12 protein-coding genes are annotated in these 19,014 nt (G+C 62.7%); 8 read left to right on the top strand and 4 right to left on the bottom strand.

The genetic code is table 11. From position 1 onward, the window contains the following. The first annotated feature begins 3 nt into the window (after positions 1 to 3). The 4 genes from GQB00_RS05605 (at position 4) to parE (ending at position 7,263) form a co-directional block, all read left to right on the top strand. Complete coding sequence (locus GQB00_RS05605) at positions 4 to 2,052, top strand: TRAP transporter large permease subunit (protein WP_165855488.1); 2,049 nt, start codon at positions 4 to 6, stop codon at positions 2,050 to 2,052. A 119-nt stretch (positions 2,053 to 2,171) separates the two neighbouring features. Further along, the gene (locus GQB00_RS05600) at positions 2,172 to 4,742 is read left to right on the top strand and encodes a S8 family peptidase (RefSeq protein ID WP_165855487.1); all 2,571 of its coding nucleotides are present in this window, start codon (positions 2,172 to 2,174) and stop codon (positions 4,740 to 4,742) included. After that, the gene (locus GQB00_RS05595) at positions 4,739 to 5,203 is read left to right on the top strand and encodes a protease complex subunit PrcB family protein (RefSeq protein WP_165855486.1); all 465 of its coding nucleotides are present in this window, start codon (positions 4,739 to 4,741) and stop codon (positions 5,201 to 5,203) included. The genes GQB00_RS05600 and GQB00_RS05595 overlap by 4 nt, the downstream gene beginning before the upstream one ends. A 164-nt stretch (positions 5,204 to 5,367) precedes the next feature. After that, positions 5,368 to 7,263: a DNA topoisomerase IV subunit B gene (parE, locus tag GQB00_RS05590; RefSeq protein ID WP_165855485.1), complete on the top strand. Its 1,896-nt coding sequence runs from the start codon at positions 5,368 to 5,370 to the stop codon at positions 7,261 to 7,263. A 200-nt stretch (positions 7,264 to 7,463) separates the two neighbouring features. On the opposite strand, the gene GQB00_RS05585 is transcribed toward parE, so the two are convergent. Then, entirely contained in the window at positions 7,464 to 8,729 is a 1,266-nt protein-coding gene (locus tag GQB00_RS05585) for an EAL domain-containing protein (RefSeq protein ID WP_165855484.1), read from the bottom strand. Between the two features lie 616 nt (positions 8,730 to 9,345). Between GQB00_RS05585 and GQB00_RS05580 the strand changes: the two genes are divergently transcribed. Beyond that, entirely contained in the window at positions 9,346 to 9,900 is a 555-nt protein-coding gene (locus GQB00_RS05580; protein WP_165855483.1) for a cytochrome b, read from the top strand. 76 nt (positions 9,901 to 9,976) lie between these two features. Next, positions 9,977 to 10,570 (top strand): YceI family protein, encoded by a 594-nt coding sequence (locus GQB00_RS05575; RefSeq protein WP_111495672.1) that lies wholly within the window; start codon positions 9,977 to 9,979, stop codon positions 10,568 to 10,570. Between the two features lie 237 nt (positions 10,571 to 10,807). Here GQB00_RS05575 and GQB00_RS05570 read toward each other — a convergent pair whose 3' ends face one another. Together GQB00_RS05570 and GQB00_RS05565 are read right to left on the bottom strand one after the other, a co-directional pair. Then, on the bottom strand, positions 10,808 to 12,445 hold the full coding sequence (locus tag GQB00_RS05570) for a methyl-accepting chemotaxis protein (RefSeq protein ID WP_165855482.1): 1,638 nt from the start codon (positions 12,443 to 12,445) through the stop codon (positions 10,808 to 10,810). Between the two features lie 112 nt (positions 12,446 to 12,557). Beyond that, positions 12,558 to 12,797, bottom strand: coding sequence for a hypothetical protein (locus tag GQB00_RS05565; RefSeq protein WP_228160530.1), 240 nt, complete (start codon positions 12,795 to 12,797; stop codon positions 12,558 to 12,560). 360 nt (positions 12,798 to 13,157) lie between these two features. Between GQB00_RS05565 and parC the strand changes: the two genes are divergently transcribed. Together parC and serB are read left to right on the top strand one after the other, a co-directional pair. Beyond that, entirely contained in the window at positions 13,158 to 15,458 is a 2,301-nt protein-coding gene (gene parC / locus GQB00_RS05560; RefSeq protein ID WP_165855481.1) for a DNA topoisomerase IV subunit A, read from the top strand. Beyond that, the gene (serB, locus tag GQB00_RS05555; RefSeq protein ID WP_165855480.1) at positions 15,451 to 16,683 is read left to right on the top strand and encodes a phosphoserine phosphatase SerB; all 1,233 of its coding nucleotides are present in this window, start codon (positions 15,451 to 15,453) and stop codon (positions 16,681 to 16,683) included. The genes parC and serB overlap by 8 nt, the downstream gene beginning before the upstream one ends. A gap of 113 nt (positions 16,684 to 16,796) precedes the next feature. Here the strand turns inward: serB and GQB00_RS05550 are convergent, their stop codons facing one another. Then, positions 16,797 to 18,881, bottom strand: a complete 2,085-nt coding sequence (locus GQB00_RS05550) for an EAL domain-containing protein (RefSeq protein ID WP_165855479.1) — start codon at positions 18,879 to 18,881, stop codon at positions 16,797 to 16,799. Between the last annotated feature and the right edge of the window lie 133 nt (positions 18,882 to 19,014).

Raw genomic sequence — 19,014 nt, 5'->3', positions numbered from 1 at the left:
ACGATGAACTGGCGCGCTCTTTCGGCCAGCCGGGTCACCACTCAGTACCCCGTGCACCGGTTGCACGGGGTCATTCTGCTGGCCCTGCTGGTGTTTACCCTGCTGCTGGGTATGGGCAACTCGCTGCATTCACGCATGTTGTGGATCGGCGAGCAGACCTGGCCCAATTACTATCTGCTGGACCCCTGGGCCAGCGAGCCTTCCTGCAACCTCGATATGGACGTCGAGGCGGCGGTCCAGAAACGGATGGACGCCTACAAGCCGGACCCGGACGAGTTGTTCTCCTCGCCGCCGGACCCGGACAAGCTTCGCGAGAGCTTCCGCAAGAACCTCGAGCTCTGCCAGAAAAAACACGCTATGTTCGCGGCCAATCAGGAGCATGTCACGACCGCGCTGACGGCCTTCAAGGTCGTGGAGCAGGGCATTGCCCACTGGTTGCTGGATAACATCGATCTGACGAAGTTTCTGTTCCTGGGGCTGTTCGCGCTGGCGGCTTTGATCGCGGCGTTCGATACCGATCACATCGCCCTGCGCCTGCCGCGTAACCGGGGCGAATGGAAGCTGTCCCAGACGTTCCAATTGGTGGTCAACGGCCTGATGACCTATTCGCTGGTGTCCTACGCCGGCCGTCTGGGGGCGTCGCCGTCGTCGGAAACGCTGCTGGAGTTGCAGTACGCCTGGGCAGCGGTGTTCGCGGTGTTCATGGCGATCAACGTCTATCGGCTCACCAACGTGCCGGAGCGGATGCGCGCGGGCGGGCTGACGCCGTCCTCGTTCCTGGTGATTCCGCTGTATTGCCAGATGGGCCTGATCGCCATGGCCTACTTCTTCTTCGTGGACGGTTACAGCGCCGGCCTGGCGATCTATTTCGGGCAGTTGACCAACCTGGCGTCCATGTTCATCAACATCGGCCTGTACGTGCTGGTGGGGATGATCCTAAAACAGACGCGGCTGCCGGACCTGCTGCTCAACGTGATCCAGCCGTTCCACCTGCCGGCACCGGCCCTGGCGTCGCTGATGATTTTCGCCACGGCTTTCCCCACGGCGTTCACCGGGGCGTCGGGCATCTTCATCCTGGCTGTGGGCGGCGTGATCTACGATGAGCTGCGCAAGGCTGGCGCCGGACGGCAGCTGTCCCTGGCCACGACCGCCATGTCCGGCAGCATGGGGGTGGTGCTCAATCCCTGTCTGCTGATCGTCGTGGTGGCGGCGCTCAACAAGGAAGTGACCACCGACGAACTCTATGGCTGGGGCTTCTGGATCTTCCTGATGTCGGCGAGCATCTTCAGCTTGCTGGTGTGCAAGACTCAGGGCAACTGGCGGCCGCGGCCCCAGGCCGGCGCCTTTGCCGAAGCCGGCCGCCGTCTTGGACCGCTGGTACCGTATATCCTGACCGCGGCGGTGGTCGTCGGCCTGGTCTGGTTCCTGTTGGGCCTGGGCTTCAACGAATACAGCGCGCCGCTGATCTTGCCACTGGTGATGCTGGCGCTGGTGTTCATGGATTCCGGTGCTGGCAATCGCGAGGCGGACGAGAGCCGCTGGTCGGCCTTTTTCAGCCGCAGCGCGGCGGCGGCCAGCGATTCGGCGGTGCATATTGGCGCACTGCTGGCGTTGATGGGCTTCTCGGTCTGCCTGGGCGGTATTCTGGAACGCTCGGACGTGGTCCACGCCATCTTCCCGGAGAGCCTGACCAATCCCTGGCTGGTGATGGCGGTGATTGTGGTGATGCTCACCTTCATCGGCATGATCATGGATCCGTTCGGGGCCGTGATCCTGGTATCGGCCACCATCGCCCAGGCGGCCATCAATCTGGGGATCGACCCGCTGCATTTCTGGATGGTGTGCCTGGTGGCGTTTGAGCTGGGTTATCTGAGTCCGCCGGTGGCGCTCAATCACTTGCTGACGCGGCAGGTGGTAGGCGAGACCGAGGTGCTGGCGGCCGAGCGCACCGGCAGCTTCTGGCACCGCTACGAGCGCCTGCTGCTGCCCCTCGTGGTGATGGGCACAACCCTGTTGATCGTGGCATTTGTGCCGATGTTCTTCTACAACTGATCAGGCGAGATCGTGAACCGTCGTTCGCAGTCGCGGGCGGCGGTTTTTTATGGGCGTTCCCAAAGTGGGTTGGCGATGTCGTACCCGCCTGGCAGGGTTGTATCCAAAAGGAGGTCGGTTTGCTGGAAGGTTCTGAAAAACCTCGTCTGGGGGCGCTGCTGATCGCGTTGACTCTGGCCGGTTGCGGCGGCGGAGGAGGAGGCAGTGACGACGACGATCGGGTCAGTGGCGTGATCGAGATTGAATCCCGCACGCGCATCGATGCCGATACCGCCGATGATTTCTTCAACGGCAGCGCGGTGCGCAACGATACGGACGCCCAGTCGCTCCCCAGCCCGGTGATCCTGGCCGGCTACCTGAGTGTCGGGTCCGGGATCTACAGCGGCCGCCCCACGGATTATTTCCAGGACCAGCGCGATCGCTATCAACTGACCCTGGCGGACGACCAGATCCTGACAATCCGGGCGTTTGCGGTGAATGGGGCCAGCGCCGCAGGAACGCCGACGGCCGAAGTGGCCCTGGACGGTCGGCAGATCGACACCCTGACGCCCGCCGCCGCGCTGACCCTGGCGCCGGACGCCGGCGAGGGGCTCTATGAGCTGGACTTGCGGGCCATGACCGGCGGGCCGATGCGGTATGTGGTCTATGTCAGCGCCATGGGGTCCGGTACCACGGTCACCCTGGAGCAGTCGGAGCCGGACTGGGTGCCCGGCGAGGCCATTGTCACCATGGCGTCGCCCGCCGATGTCCAGGCCCTGTCGACTTCCGTCGATGCCATGGGCAGCGGCCAGCGGCGGGAGCTCGCCCGTGGTATCTGGCATTTCCGCCAGGGCGAAACCAGCGCTCTGCATTCTTTGTCGACAACCGGCCAGCGCAAGGGGCAAACGCTGGACTGGATCCGCGAACTGCGCGAGACGCCCGGTGTCCTCGCGGCCGAGCCCAACTACCGCTATCGGGCACAGGTGGTCAACGCCCTCAACGATCCGCTCTACCCCTCGCAGCAGTGGCATTACCAGGCGATCAACCTGCCCACCGCCTGGCAGGCGCTGGGTAACCCGGGCCTGGGTGCGCGTGTGGCGGTGCTCGACACCGGGCTGTTCAGTGAAACCCCGGCGGTCGGCGGCAACTGGCACCCGGACCTGGACAATGGCAGCGGCCAGAACGTGGAGGTGCTGGCGCAGTCCGATTTTGTGTCGGACGATGACGACAACGAAAGCGGCCCCGACGGTAACCCGGCCACGCCCGGCAATGACGACGGGCCCAGCTTTCACGGCACCCACGTGGCGGGCACCATCGCCGCCCTGGACAACAACCTGGGTGGCGTCGGCGTTGCGCCGCAGGCCACGTTGCTGCCGATCCGCGTTCTCGATAGCAGCGGGGCCGGCACTTCGCAGGACCTGATCAACGCCATCAGTTATCTGGCCAACCTGCCGGCGGCGCAGCGGCCGGACGTCATCAACCTCAGTCTGGCGGGGCTGGGGCCGTCGTCGGCGCTGGAATCGGTGATCAACACCGCCAGCAACCGGGGCATCCTGGTGGTGGCCGCGGCGGGCAACCAGGGGACCAGCGAGCCGGTTTACCCGGCGGCGTTCGACCGGGTGCTGGCCGTTGGGGCGGTGGATGGCGGCAATCGGCGGGCGAGTTACTCCAGTTTCGGGAGCTGGCTCGATCTGGTGGCGCCGGGCGGTGATGTGACCCGGGACGGCAACAGTGACGGCCAGCCGGACGCCATCTACAGTGCCTTGGGCAGCCAGTCGGGCACCCGCTTCCAGCCGGCCTATGCCGGGCTTACCGGTACCTCCATGGCGGCGCCCCACGTTGCCGGCGTGCTGGCGCTGATGCGAAGTGTCGACGGGAATCTCACCCTGGACGCGGTGCGGGAGTATCTGAGACGGGGCGAACTGACCGACTCCCTGGGCAACGCCACGGAATACGGGGCCGGGCTGATCAATGCCCTGAAAGCCGTGGATGCGGCCTCCAATGGCAACCTCGGGACCTTTCTTTCCGCCTATCCCAGCGGCTTCCAGTTCGATGGCTCGGTGACTGAGGCCCGCGTGATGTTGAGCCAGGTGCCGGCGGACAGCACGGTCGACTCGATCAAAGTGGACAACCCGCAGCAGGAGTGGCTGTCGATCTCGGATAACCCGGTTGCCGGAGGTGTGGAGCTGGTGGCGCAGGTGACGGACATCGACGCTGCGGTGCAGGCCAGTGTGACCGTGAACTACAACAGCGATACCGGCGCCCAGTCGCTGGTCCTTCCGGTCAATGTGCAACTGGGCGATCCCGAGGCATCGCGGGACGCCGGGCGCCACTACATTCTGCTGGACGACGCCAATGACGACTCCGTCGGCTTCCAGGTGGCCGTGCAGCCGGTCAATGGCCGTTACACGTTCTCGTTTGCCGATGTACCGGATGGTGAGTACTTGCTGCGAGCCGGAACCGACATGGACAATAATGGCGTGATCTGCGAGCCGGGCGAAGCCTGTGCCGAGTACCCGACGGTGGGGCTGCCGCAGGTCATCGTCAAGCAGGGCAGCAGTGTGTCCGGACTGACCATGACCACCAGCTTCCAGCGACCGGTGCTGGGCGCGTCGGACCTGCCTCGCACCGGCTTTGATGGGTATTCCCTCAACCGCAAGACGGACGTCAGCCAGGCAACGGATGCGGCGACCAAGGAGGTGGCGCAATGAAATGGCAATCGATCGGATTGGTGATGGGACTGACCCTGGCGGGCTGCTCGGCGCATTCATCGGGGGGCGGGGCCGCCCGCGTGGAAAGCCTGGCCAGCCATGCCCATTGCGGCCTGCCAGCGCCCGGTGTGATCCTGGCGCAGGACGCGGCGCACTGGGAACAGCTGCGCTCGCAGGCCGGCGTTGAGCTGCCGTCCTGGCCGGCCGACGGCGATCGCTGGCTGCTGGTGGCATCGCTGGGGCAGCAGACGACGGCCGGGCATGCCGTGACCCTGGCCCAGGCAACCCAGGATGGCGATACGCTGACGCTGCATGTGAACGTCAAACATCCCGAGCCGGGTGCAATGGCGGCACAGGTGATGACGACCCCCTGCCTGGTGACGGCGATTCCGGCGGACGGCTGGCAACAGGTCACTGTCAGTGGTGATGCGCCATTCCCGGTGACGCGCCCGCATCCATGAGAGATACGCTCTTGAGCCGGCAACAAAAGAACCGTTGATCTTTATCCCCGAATCCCTAAGCTATGGGCGGTATTCAGGAACCTTGCCCGCCGTGGCCGGCGACAGCCTGTCCGGGGCGAGGTTCGATTCGCCCGAAGTCGTTGAGTGAGAGCCACAGCCCCCTTATGAGCCAGAAAGATTACAACGCCGACGCGATTGAAGTTCTCAGCGGTCTGGATCCGGTGCGCAAGCGCCCGGGGATGTACACGGACACGTCGCGGCCGAATCATCTGGCCCAGGAAGTCATCGACAACAGCGTGGACGAAGCGCTGGCCGGTTTCGCCAAGCGCATCGATGTGGTGCTCCACGCCGACGGTTCGCTCAGCGTTGAGGACGACGGCCGTGGTATGCCGGTGGATGTCCACAGGGAGCACGGCGTACCGGGTGTGGAACTGATCCTGACCCGGTTGCACGCGGGCGGCAAGTTCTCCAAGGGCAACTACAATTTCTCCGGTGGTCTGCACGGGGTGGGGGTCTCGGTGGTCAACGCGCTGTCGACCCACCTGGAAGTGTCCATCAAACGCGACGGCCAGCTGCATCGCATGACCTTTGCGAACGGCGACAAGACCAGCGACCTGGCGGTTGTGGATACGGTGGGCAAACGAAACACCGGTACGCGCCTGCTGTTTACACCCGACGAAAGCTACTTCGACAGCCCCAAATTCTCGGTCAGCCGCCTGCGCCACAACCTGCGCGCCAAGGCGGTGCTGTGTCCGGGGCTGACCGTCACCTTCCGCCAGGAAAGCTCCGGCGAAAAAGACGAGTGGTGCTACGAGGACGGCCTGCGCGACTATCTGCGCTCGGCCCTGGCCGACATCGAACTGCTGCCCACCGAGCCGTTCACAGGCCGCATGTCCGGTAATACCGAAGAGGTGGACTGGGCGATCCAGTGGCTGCCGGAAGACGGCGAAGCGGTGATGGAAAGCTACGTCAACCTGATTCCCACCGCCCAGGGCGGCACTCACGTTAACGGCCTGCGCACCGGCCTGCTTGAGGCCATGCGCGAGTTCTGCGAGTTCCGCAATCTTCTTCCGAGAGGGGTGCGCCTGTCGCCGGAGGACATCTGGGACCGCTGCGCCTACGTCCTGTCCTTCAAGATGCAGGACCCGCAGTTCTCCGGCCAGACCAAGGAGCGCCTGTCTTCCCGGGAAGCGGCCGCCTTTGTCTCCGGCGTGGTGAAGGACGCCTTCAGTCTCTGGCTGAACCAGCACACCGACGTCGCCGAGGCCCTGGCGGAGCTGTTTATCAGCAACGCCCAGCGCCGCCTCAAGGCCAGCCGCAAGGTGGCCCGCAAGAAGGTCACCCAGGGGCCGGCGCTGCCCGGCAAACTGGCGGACTGCGCGGGTGCTGATGCCAATCGCGCCGAACTGTTCCTGGTGGAAGGGGATTCGGCCGGTGGCTCCGCCAAGCAGGCCCGAGATCGCGAATTCCAGGCGGTGATGCCCCTGCGGGGTAAGATTCTCAACACCTGGGAAGTGGATTCCGGCGAGATCCTGGCGTCCCAGGAAGTGCACGATATCGCCGTGGCCATCGGTGTGGATCCGGGGTCCGAAAAGCTCGAGGGGCTGCGCTACAACAAGATCTGCATCCTGGCGGACGCGGATTCGGACGGGCTGCACATCGCCACGCTGCTGTGTGCGCTGTTCGTCAAACACTTCCGCCCGCTGGTCGCCGCCGGCCACGTGTTCGTTGCCATGCCGCCGCTGTACCGGGTGGATCTGGGCAAGGAAACCTTCTATGCCCTGGACGAGCACGAGAAGCAGGGCATCCTCGACCGCATCGAGGCGGAGAAGCGCAGGGGCAAGATCTCCGTCACCCGCTTCAAGGGGCTGGGCGAGATGAATCCGCTGCAACTGCGTGAAACCACCATGGCGCCGGACACCCGTCGTCTGGTGATGCTGACCCTGGACGACAACGACGGCACCGATGAGCGCATGGACATGCTGCTGGGCAAGAAACGCGCGTCGGATCGTCGTTCCTGGCTGGAAACCTACGGCAATATGGCGGACGTGCCGGTCTGACGAGTGTGCGGGGAGTCGGCGGAAAGCCGACTGCTCGCAGGATATTCCCTCAATAAAGCACCCCTTGTGGGCTGCTCCGAAGCTAAAGCTTCGGCTACACCATTCTATGGTCTGACATCTATGGATGTAGCAGAAGCCTTAGCTTCTGAGGCGCCGCCCAAGCGCCAGATCCCCCCGTGAGCCCTCGAACCGTTAATCCCTCAGTGCGCCAGAATATCGCAGCACAGCACCGTGGTGGTTGAGCCCAACTGGAAAGCAAGGGACAGCGTCACGCACATGTAGGCGCCGGTCACCGACAGATAAGGGCGGGTGATCTGCAGTTGTCCGGGCTGGTCCAGCGCCTGGCGCAGGTAGTGCTGGCGGAACCAGTCGGCGTTGGCGGTGTTCTCCAGCGGGCGGAAGCGCGGGTCGAAGCACTCGATCAGGTAATCCGACCGCAGCGTATCCTCGTTCTGCACGCCCTGGTCATCAATCAGGTAGCAGCGCGATACGCTGTGGTGTCCGGTCAGGGAGCGGCAGGCGTCGGCGAAAGTCCGTCCGGCCTGGAGTTCTCCGGCGGCGGCAATGAACAGTGGTTCGAAGAAGCCGGACAGCTCATGACTCGGGTCCATCTCGTTGCGGCTGCTGCGCTTGTAGTCGGTCAGCAGTTCGTCCAGATCGGTGGCGGAGCGAATCACCTCGTCCAGCTCCAGATCCGGCCGCCGGAAGTAGAAACCCTGCACGAAATCAGCGCCCGCATCGATGGCGATCAGCGCCTGGCTGCGGGTTTCCACGCCTTCCAGCAGTACCAGGCAGCCTGACTGGTGCAGCAGGGAGACGATGCCCTTGAGTATCTGCCGTGCGCGCTTGTCGTCGGTGGCCCGGGCCAGGAGCTGTCGATCCAGCTTGACGATGTCCGGGGACAGGTTCCAGATCCTTTCGAAATTGGAGTGGCCGGCGCCGAAGTCGTCGATGGCAGTCAGGCAGCCGAGCTGTTTGTAGTAGTTGACGGTTTCCCGTAGCTGGTCGGCATCGTCGGTGGGCTGCTCGACGATTTCCACCACGACGCGGTGCGAGGGGAAACCGATGCGCGAGAGCAACTGGCCGAAGAAGGAATCCCGGCGTCGGCCGGCCACCACCTGGGGGGAGACGTTGAGGAACAGCCAGTTCACGTCGTCGGGCAGGGCGGCGAAGTTACGGATATGCAGGTAGCGGCAGAGCCGGTCGAGCAGTACGTTCTCGGGGGCGTTATCCGGCAATTGGAACAGGTGCAGCGGCAGCACGCTGGCGTTGTCCGTGTCGAAGGCGCGGATCAGGGCTTCGTAGCCGACAATGCGTTTGTGGGAAATGCTGAAAATCGGCTGCAGCGCGGTGCGCAGAGTGAGTCCCTGGAATTCCGCTGTCCAGCCGTCGGGCTGCTGGGAAAGCATGGGAGTCAGGAAGTCCAGCTCCGGCTCGGTGCTGGTGTGGGGTACGCTCGTCGACATCGAATCTACTGCACGAGTTAAAAACAGCCGGTACCAGCGACGATCAGGACCGAAACGCCTTTATTCGATCCCTGGTACGGGCGGCTTCTGAACAAATAAAGATGACCATTTGTTCAGGTACAGCAGAATGCCAAAGAACGTCTGGCGTTACCAGAGGCAAACGCAAAATGCGATTAAACAGTCAGCTTGCGAACCATTAGCGGGCCGCGATGACTTCAGCCAAAAGAGGCTGCCACGATCGGGTCCGGTGTCGGACCGTCAATCAGTTGTTGCTCGGGATGACGATATCTTCGTCGAACTCGACTTCCATGATAAGTGCTCCTGGGTGCGTCTCGGCCCTGCCTGACGGCAGGATGTCAATAGAGCTTTACTATCCTGTTAATGAGCGTAGGCAACAATCAGTAGAACCCGTATTCGACGATGGTGGAGTGCCCGTGGCACAAGGCGTCAGCGGTGGATCGCCCGGACTGCTTATTCAAAAAATCTGATGGAGGCGTGCAGAAGATTTTAGTTGGCCGAAGACGTTGAGCTACCTAGACTTGGAGAAATCAAGTTCGGCGGTGATCTGGGTGAAGTCGCCGCCGGCGCAAACGGATTTGATGGAGACGGCAAGGCCATGGCAGTACCGATGAAGAACAGCCCGGAGCGTTTCGGCTGGGTGACGATTCTGATGCACTGGGTTGTTGCCGTTGCGGTTTTCGGGTTGTTCGGGCTGGGGCTGTATATGGTTGACCTGACCTACTACGACGCCTGGTACCGGGAAGCGCCTCATATCCACAAGAGCATCGGTATCCTGCTGTTTGCCCTGATGCTGGTGCGGGCCTTCTGGAGTCTGCTTTCTCCGCCGCCACACAGCCTGCCTTCGCACAAGCGCTGGGAAAAGGTCAGCGCGCACGCCGCCCACATCCTGATGTACCTGCTGATCTTCACGGTTCTGGTGACGGGTTACCTGATTCCCACGGCGGACGGGTCCGGTATCGATGTCTTCAACTGGTTTACCGTGCCCTCGATCACGGGGCAGCAAAAAGGACTGGAAGATGTGGCCGGCAGCATCCACTACTGGGTAGCCTGGGCGCTGGTGGTCCTGGCGGCCGTGCATGCTCTGGGCGCCGTCAAGCATCATGTCATTGACCGGGATGCAACGTTGAAACGCATGCTGGGGCAGGGCTGACGCTCGCCGGTGGTCCGCAATTCAAGTTCAAGCAAGCCAATAAAGCGCCCTGCGGGGCAAGACAAGGAGAGACTCTATGTTCAAGAAACTGGCGATTTCATCAGCGGTGTCCATGGCGGTGCTGGCCGGAGGCGTGCAGGCCGCGGAGGAAGACGGCACCTACGCGTTCGATACCAAGGGCGCACACCAGTTCATCATGTTCAAGATTTCGCACCTGGGCTACAGCCACCTGTACGGTCGTTTCAACGATTTTGACGGACAGTTCACCTACGACAGCGCCAACCCCGCCAACAGTTCCGTGGAAGTGACCATCGATACCGCCAGCGTCGATTCCAATCATGCCGAGCGGGACAAGCACCTGCGCAGCGATGACTTCCTGTCGGTCGACGACTTCCCGCAGGCGACGTTCAAGAGCAAACGCATCGTCATGGATGATGACGACAAGGGCGAGGCCGACATCGTGGGTGACCTGACCCTGCGCGGCGTGACCAGGGAAATCACCCTGGATGCCGAGATGATCGGCCACGGTGAGGACCCATGGGGCGGCTACCGTATGGGTTTCGAGGCGGAGACTGAGTTGCGCCTGAAGGACTTCGGTATCCCGATGGATCTGGGACCGCAGTCCAGCACCGTCGACATCATCATCTCGGTGGAAGGCATTCGCCAGTAACCCCGGAAATGAGTGCCGAGACCCCCTCGCGCCACGGGGTTACGAGGGGGTAGATGACAAAACATCGCCTGGTTTATGATGGCGATGTTTTGTCATTCTCAGGGTACCTCTATGGAGCGCGCGAGGCGCAATCGATCACTCCGGTTCATCACGCTCAGCATGTCTCTGCTCCTGTTGGCGCTGATGTTTGCCAACACCTACGGCATCGCCACCTGAGCCGGTTCCCGACAGTCTCTCTCACACCCGATAGCGTCCGACCTGCGTATTCAGGGTCTGGGCGTGTCCCGCCAGCAGTTCGCTGATCTGGTTGATCTCCACCGAGCGCTCGTCGCTGTTCTGCGCCAGATCGTGGATGCGCGTGATGCTGCGATTGATTTCGTCCACTACCTGGGTCTGTTCCTCGGTGGCCGACGCCACACTGGCGTTGATGTCGCTGATGCTGTTCATGGCCGTGAGGATGGAGCCCAGTTCGTTTTCCGCCTCGGTGGAGAGCTTCACCGTCTGCTCCGCCTGCTGATTGCCGGTTTCCATCACCGAGACAATGTCCGCCACGCCGTTCTGCAGTGTGCTGATCATGGTCTGGATGTCAGAAGTGGACTCCTGGGTGCGTTGGGCCAGCGTGCGCACTTCGTCGGCGACGACCGCAAAGCCTCGCCCCTGCTCGCCGGCACGGGCTGCTTCGATGGCGGCATTGAGGGCCAGCAGGTTGGTCTGCTCGGCGATGCCGCGGATCACATCCAGGACCGAGGTGATGTTGTCCGAGTCCGATGACAGCTTGCGGATAACGCCGACCGCCGTCTCGATCTGATCGGACAGACGATTCACCTCCTCCGACGCATTCTTGATGATGCGCGCGCCGGATTCGGTGTTGCTCTGGGCGCTGCGCGTCACGTCGGCGGCGTTACCGGCGTTGCCAGCCACTTCCTCGATGGCACTCTGCATCTGGTTGATGGCGGTGGCCACCTGGGTAATGGCGTCGGTTTGCTGCGTGATGCCCTCGCGGTTTTCCGAAGCGGCCTTGTCCAGTTTCTCCGCGCCTTCGCGGAGGTCCGTGGACAATGACTTGATCTCGCGAACCATGCCTTGAAGGTTACTGATGACGGCATTGAAACTGGTGGCCAGGCGGCCGAGGTCGTCGTCCAGCTCGACTGGCACCCGATTGGAGAGATCGCCTTCGCCTTCGGCGATGTCATCGAGCCGGGTGCGAAGCTGGTTGATGGAGCCAATGATCAGTCGTGTGGCCACGAAGAAAATCAGCGCGCTGATGGCCAATACCGCCAGCGTCACCACGACGGTGGCGGTCATGCTCTGGTAGCCTTCCGCGGTGGCCTCCTCGGCGGTCAGGACCGCGTTCTGGTCGGCAAAGGCGCCGGCCACGTCGTAATAGGTACGCAGCGATTCGAACAAGGGCAGGACCTGCTCGGCCATGGCAGTGCGTGCCGCCTGCAACTGGCCCTGTTCCACCATCGAGTTCACGGCGTCGGCTTCGGCCTTCCAGTCGCGATAGGCGGCTTCGAAGCCCTGCAGCTCCTGGTCAACGCCGTCCTCGGCCAACAGCTCGCGGACGGTGCCCATGCGCTCGATGGCCTGGGTGGCGTTCTCCTCGAAGCCCGCCAGGAACCCGCTGATATCGTCTCCGGCCTGGGCGGCGAAGATCAGGTTCTGTTGCGCGGTGTAGGCCTGGTAAAGGTCGCGGTCCGCGTTCAGGGCGGCGCTGACCGAAGGAACGTAGTTATGGGCAACGCGATCCGTGTCGTTGACCAGTCCTTGTGTTGTCATCAGGTTAACAACGCCAAGGACCACAATGGCGATGGCTGTCAGCGCAAAAGGCAATACGATCTTGGTCTTCAGACCAAGTTTACGGATCAGGTTCATTCTTGTTCTCCCCGTCACTGCTGGTGGGACTCAATGTCAGGATAGCAGCTGCCCGGAGAGGCGCGGGGGATTGAGGCGGGGGAGGGCGTTAAGAAGGTGCGACGGCGTCGGCTCAGTGGTTCTGTGCACGCTGGCACTGGCAAAGACGATACTGGCGGAACAGCTGCCCGCTCAGGACAACCAGCCAGATCAGCAGGCCCGCGTACAGGTAGGCGTCGGCCAGGTGCCAGTCGCCGCTGATGGCGAACTCGACCAGGAGCATCAGCATCATGGCCAGCGCCGCATTGACGGTTGCTGCCAGGATGGAGCGGCCCAGGGCCCGGAGTGCCAGTTTCAGCGTTTGTGTCTGCATAGAATGACGAACACCTTCTCTAGTAGACGACGCGTCCGCTGCGCCCGATGTGTTGGGGGATCACGGTGTCGGGGGATCACATCGCCCGTTCCGGTCGGTGGCCATGCCCGTGATCGGAACAGCTCGACGCCAACCACGAACCGAGAATAAAGAGCACCCCGCACCCCCTCCATTCGTGGATTCCGCTATTCCATCTGCGGATTGGCAAGCAAAATGGGGCAGGGGTTGGTGTGTGAGGCGCGGCCTTTCTATAATGGCCGCTTGCTGTAGGGAAGGGCCGGCACCGGATCCGGAAATTCCCGTATCAGGCCGTCTCAGCAGACCGGCCTGACCGAAAAACTTCCAGGAAAAGGGGCCGATATGGCTGAATTTCAGACGACCGACGAAGGGTTCGAGCGTGTTTCGCTGCGGGATTACACCGAAAAGGCGTATCTCGACTATTCCATGTACGTCATTCTCGATCGCGCACTGCCGCACGTGGGCGACGGTCTGAAGCCGGTCCAGCGCCGCATTATTTACGCCATGTCCGAGTTGGGACTGAAGGCGACGGCCAAGTACAAGAAGTCCGCCCGAACCGTCGGCGACGTGCTGGGTAAATTCCACCCGCACGGTGACAGCGCCTGCTACGAAGCCATGGTGCTGATGGCGCAGCCATTTTCCTATCGCTATCCGCTGATCGACGGCCAGGGCAACTGGGGCTCACCGGACGACCCCAAATCCTTCGCCGCGATGCGATACACCGAATCCCGTCTGGCGCCGTTCTCCGAAGTGCTGCTCAGTGAGCTGGGCCAGGGGACCGTGGACTGGGTACCCAACTTTGACGGCACCCTGGACGAACCGGCCAGCCTGCCGGCGCGCCTGCCCCACGTGCTGCTCAACGGCACCACCGGCATCGCCGTCGGCATGGCCACGGACATTCCGCCGCATAATGTGCGCGAGGTCACTGCGGCCTGTATCCGCCTGTTGGATGCGCCGGAGACGACGATCGAGCAGCTCGGCGAACACATCAAGGGGCCGGATTTCCCGACCCGTGCGGAGATCATCACGCCGCGAAGTGACATCCGGAAGATGTACGAGACCGGTCGCGGCTCCCTGCGCATGCGGGCCAGGTGGTCCCGGGAAAACGGCGAAATTGTGGTGACGGAGCTGCCGCACCAGGTGTCCGGCGCCCGGGTGCTGGAACAGATCGCCCAGCAGATGCAGGGCAAGAAGCTGCCCATGGTGGCGGACCTGCGTGATGAGTCCGATCACGAGAACCCGACGCGGCTGGTGATCGTGCCGCGTTCCAACCGGGTCGACCTGGACGGCCTGATGACGCACCTGTTCGCCAGCACCGACCTGGAGAAGACCTACCGGGTCAACCTCAACATGATCGGTATCGACGGTCGCCCGCAGGTCAAGGATCTGCGTACGCTGCTGACCGAGTGGCTGAGCTATCGCACCACGACGGTTCGGCGCCGACTGCAGCACCGCCTCGACAAGGTGCTGTCGCGCCTGCATATCCTGGAAGGCCTGCTGGTCGCGTTCCTGAACATCGATGAAGTCATCGAGATTATCCGCTACGAGGACAAGCCCAAGGACGAACTGATCCGGCGCTTTGGCCTGAGTCCCGAGCAGGCTGAAGCCATCCTCGAACTGAAACTGCGCCACCTGGCCAAGCTCGAGGAAATGAAGATCAAGGGCGAGCAGGAGGAACTGTCCCAGGAGCGGGATCACCTGCAGTCCATCCTGGGCTCGGAGGACAAGTTGCGCGACCTGATCAAGTCCGAACTCCAGGCCGACGCCGAGACCTTTGGCGACGAGCGCCGTTCGCCCATCGTCGAGCGCGAGGAAGCCCGGGCCTTCAGTGACGTGGATCTGGTGTCCAACGACCCGGTGACCGTTGTCCTGTCCGAGAAAGGCTGGGTGCGGGCTGCCAAAGGGCACGACATTGACCCCAACGGGCTCAGCTTCAAGGCCGGCGATCGCTTTGCCCTGGCTGCCCGGGGGCGCAACAACGAGCAGGCGGTGTTCCTGGATTCCACCGGGCGGGCCTATGCGTTGCTGGCTCATACGCTGCCATCCGCGAGGGGGCAGGGCGAGCCATTGACGGGGCGTATCAACCCGCCGTCCGGCGCGGGTTTTGCGGGGCTGTTGATGGGGGATCCGAAACAGCGGGTGCTGTTTGTCACCGACGGTGGCTACGGTTTCGTCAGCCAGTTGGAAAACCTGATCAGCAAGAACCGCAACGGTAAGGCGGTGGTCTCGGTGCCCAAGGGCGCGCGGATCATGCCGCCGGTGGAGGTGCCGGAAGGGGATGATCTGCACCTTGCAGCGATCACCAACGAAGGGCGGATGCTGGTCTTCCCGCTCGAAGAACTGCCGGAGCTGGCCAAGGGCAAGGGCAACAAGATCATCAGCATACCGTCCGCGCGCGTACAGACGCGTGAGGAGCTGGTGGTTGCCGTGGGCGTCTTCTCGCCGGCCGATCAGCTGGTGATCCAGGCGGGTAAGCGCAAGATGACCCTGCAGTTCGGCGACCTCGAACATTACCAGGGCGAACGTGGCCGGCGTGGGCACAAGCTGCCGCGCGGGCTGCAGCGGGTTGAGTCCCTGGATGTCGTTCGCGCCACGCCGGATGCTCCGGCTGGCGACGAGCAAGGAGCCGACGACAGTGAGTGAGCTGGTCCTGATCAATGTGTCCGGCCGTGACAAGCCGGGGCTGACCTCCGAGATTACCGGGATCATGGGGCGCTACAACGTACGCATCCTGGATATCGGTCAGGCGGTGATCCACGATCACCTGACCTGGGGCATCCTGGCGGAGATTCCCGAGGAGGCGAACGCGCCTCACGTGATCCGCGACCTGTTGTTCCGGCTTCACGCGCTGGACCTGCAGGTGCATTTCGCGCCGATCACTGAAGAGGAATACCAGCAGTGGGCGGCGGGCCGTAACCGGGCCTGCTACATCGTCACGCTGCTGGCGCGCGACATCCAGGCGGAGCATATCGCCCGGGTTTCGGAGATCACCGCGCGGCACGGTCTCAACATCGACAACATCAGTCGCCTGTCGGCGCGCCCGTCGTTGAACCGGGCGGACAATCGTCTGGCTTGCGTTGAGTTCTCGGTCCGCGGCACGCCCAGTGATCTGGAGGCGTTGCGTACGGACTTCCTCAAGATTGCCGGCGAGCTGAATGTTGATATCGCGTTCCAGGAGGATTCCATTTTCCGCCGCAACCGTCGTCTGGTGGTGTTCGATATGGACTCCACTCTGATCGAGGCGGAGGTCATCGACGAACTGGCCCGGGAAGCCGGCGTTGGCGATCAGGTGGCCGAGATCACCGAGCGGGCCATGCGTGGCGAACTGGACTTCAGCGAGAGCTTTGCTGAGCGTCTGGCGCTGTTGAAGGGGCTGGACGAGGCGGTGCTGGAAGGCATCGCCGCGCGCCTGAAAATGACCGAGGGCGCAGAGCACCTGATCCGTACGCTCAAAGCCCTGGGGTACCGCACCGCGATCCTGTCCGGTGGCTTTACCTACTTTGCCCGCTTCCTGCAGGCGCGGTTGGGGATCGATTTCGTTCACGCCAACGAGCTGGCCATCGAGAACGGGAAGGTGACCGGTGAGGTATCGGGCCAGGTCGTGGATGGCAAGCGTAAGGCGGAGCTGCTGCTGGAAATCGCCGAACGGGAAGGGGTGTCGCCGGAACAGGTGATTGCCGTTGGAGACGGCGCCAACGACCTGCCGATGCTGAGCCAGGCCGGTCTGGGCGTGGCGTTCCGCGCCAAGCCGCTGGTGAAGGAATCGGCGCGCCATTCGATTTCGACGCTGGGGCTGGATGCGATTCTCTACCTGATCGGCTTCCGCGAAAGCGATACGGTGCACGCGGTTAAGGCATCGGGCTCCTAGGTCAGACGGGTCAACCCCAATAAAAAGGCCGCCGAAACGTCCGTTTCGGCGGCCTTTGCGATGCGAACCGGGGGATCTGACTAGGTCCAGGCGCCGGTCGCAATGCGGGGGCTCTACTGGTCCCCGAAGTCGTAATCCATTTCCGGAACCGGCGCCTGCAGGTAGTAACCCTGGATGTAGTTCACGCCGGCCTGCCACAGGGTGGCCAGCACCGAGGCGTTCTCCACCAGCGGGATGATGGTCAGCTTGCCGCTGCTCTGCAGGGAGGCAACCATTTCCTTGACCTCTTCCTTCACATCCTCGTTCTTCTGGATTTCCTCGGTGAAGGAGCCGTCGATCTTCACGTAGTCCACGTCCACGTGCTTGAGCGTGTTGAACGGGTTCAGCGCGCAGCCGAACTGACAGATCGAAACCTTGCAGTGCAACTCGCGCAGGGACTTGGCAAACTCCCGCGCCGGCTTCATGTAATTGTTGGCGTCGCCTTCGCGGATCTGGAAGATCAGCGAGTCGCCCGGCAGGCGTGCGGCCTTGAGGGCGACACTGAGCCAGGGCGTAAACGTCTTGTCCTGGATGGTTTCGGCGGTCACGTTCAGGAACAGCCGCGTGTCGTGGCCTTTGGAGCGATGGCTGGCCAGGTGCTTGATGGTCTTGAGGATCACCCAGCGATCGATCTTGCTGGCCATGTCGGACGGGCCGGCCGGTGGCAGGAAATCGTAGGGGGAAACTTCCCCGTCGTCCTTGTCGAGCATGCGCACGAACGCTTCGTAGTGCTCTTCGCCTTCGCCGCGCAGGTTGATGATCGGCTGGAACAGCAGACGGAAGCGGTCCTCTTCCAGGGCCTTCTGGATGGCTTCCACTGAATTGTTGTCGTTGAGCGACTCGTACACGGCCGGGTTGTAGACCAGCACGCCATTACCGTTCTCATGCCCTTCCAGCTTGCGCACTTCCGACGATGCGGTGTGGGCCCGGCCCAGCAGGTCCGGCGCCTTGGGCGCGTTCTCGGTGATGGCCGCAATACCGATGCTGACGGTGACCTGGACCGTTTTGCCGGAGACTTCGAACAGGTGGTCTTCGATGGCCTTGCGGATGGATTCGCAGATTTCCGCCATGCGGGTTTCCTGGCAGGGCAGGGCCAGCAGGCAGAAGGCGTCGTCGCTGAGCCGCGCGAGGGTCATCTCGTCGTCCACCCTGTCGCGCAGCATGCTGGCCACGTCGCCCAGCATCAGGTCGGCGCCGGCGATGCCCACCTGGCTGCGTACCTGCATGAAGTTGTCCAGGGCAATGTAGGCCAGTCCGCCGGTCTCGTTGGTTTCACCGGCGGTGACGATCACCCGGCCCAACTCGTCCATCAGGTGCTGACGGTTGTAGAGGCCGGTCAGCAGATCCTGGGTGCTGATCTGCTTGAGCTTTTCTTCCAGCTCGGCGTTGTCCTGTTCCGGCTGTACCACGATCTGGGTACAGGGCTCGCCGTCGTATGTGGCTGCGGACACCTTCATGACAATTTTCAGTTCGGTGCCGTCACTGCGCTTGGCGATGCAATTCAGGGCCATGCCGTCTTCCTTGTGCTCGGCGAAGGCCTTCATGAAAATCTTGTAGTCCTCGTGACTGGACGACGCCAGTGTGTCGAGGGCCGGAATGCAGATCATCTCGTCGATGTCGTCGTAGCCAAAAAAGTCCATGTAGGACTGGTTGGCATAGATGTGCATTCCGTCGTTGATGTAGGCGATGGCGTCTTTGGAGCTTTCCAGCAGCAGTTGGCAGCGCTGCTCGGACTCGCGCAGGTGCGATTCCAGAACCCGCCGCTGGCGGCGCGCTTCCAGGCTGGCCAGCTCCCGGTTCACCGTCAGCATGATCATTTCCCGATGACCTTCCGGCACGGCGGCCTGGGCGCCCATCCTCATGACGGCGACTGTCCGGTCGTGGTCCGGCTCCGGCGAGATCAGAATGCAGGGAATGTCCTTGTCGAGGCGTTTGACCAGGGCCAGCGCCGAGTCCGGGGAGACTTCCTGCTCAATGTCCCGGGCCAGCATCAGATCCCAGTTGCTGGTGCGCAGCGCTTCTTCGAGGTCTTCCTCGGAGGTGACCCGATGGGCCCGCGTGGCGTGTCCGGAGTTTCTCAGCAGGCTAACCAGGGTTTCGGCGTCGTTCTGGGAAGGGTCGAGGATCAGCAGATGAACCGTCGCTTTCTTCTTCTGCATTCGTAAACCATCTCGCACAGCTCATCCTCCCACAGCGGAAAGCGGGAGGATTGGAATGGATTCGGGTGTCGCATCGCTATTATGCCTGAATCAGAGTCAGAGCATAGCGATGCGGGCATCCGATTTGCCAGTT

The organism is Marinobacter sp. JSM 1782161, assembly GCF_011421605.1.
Classification (GTDB): Bacteria; Pseudomonadota; Gammaproteobacteria; order Pseudomonadales; family Oleiphilaceae; genus Marinobacter_A; species Marinobacter_A bohaiensis.
Note: the sequence above shows the minus strand (reverse complement) of the source record. Positions and strands in the feature narration are given on the sequence as shown.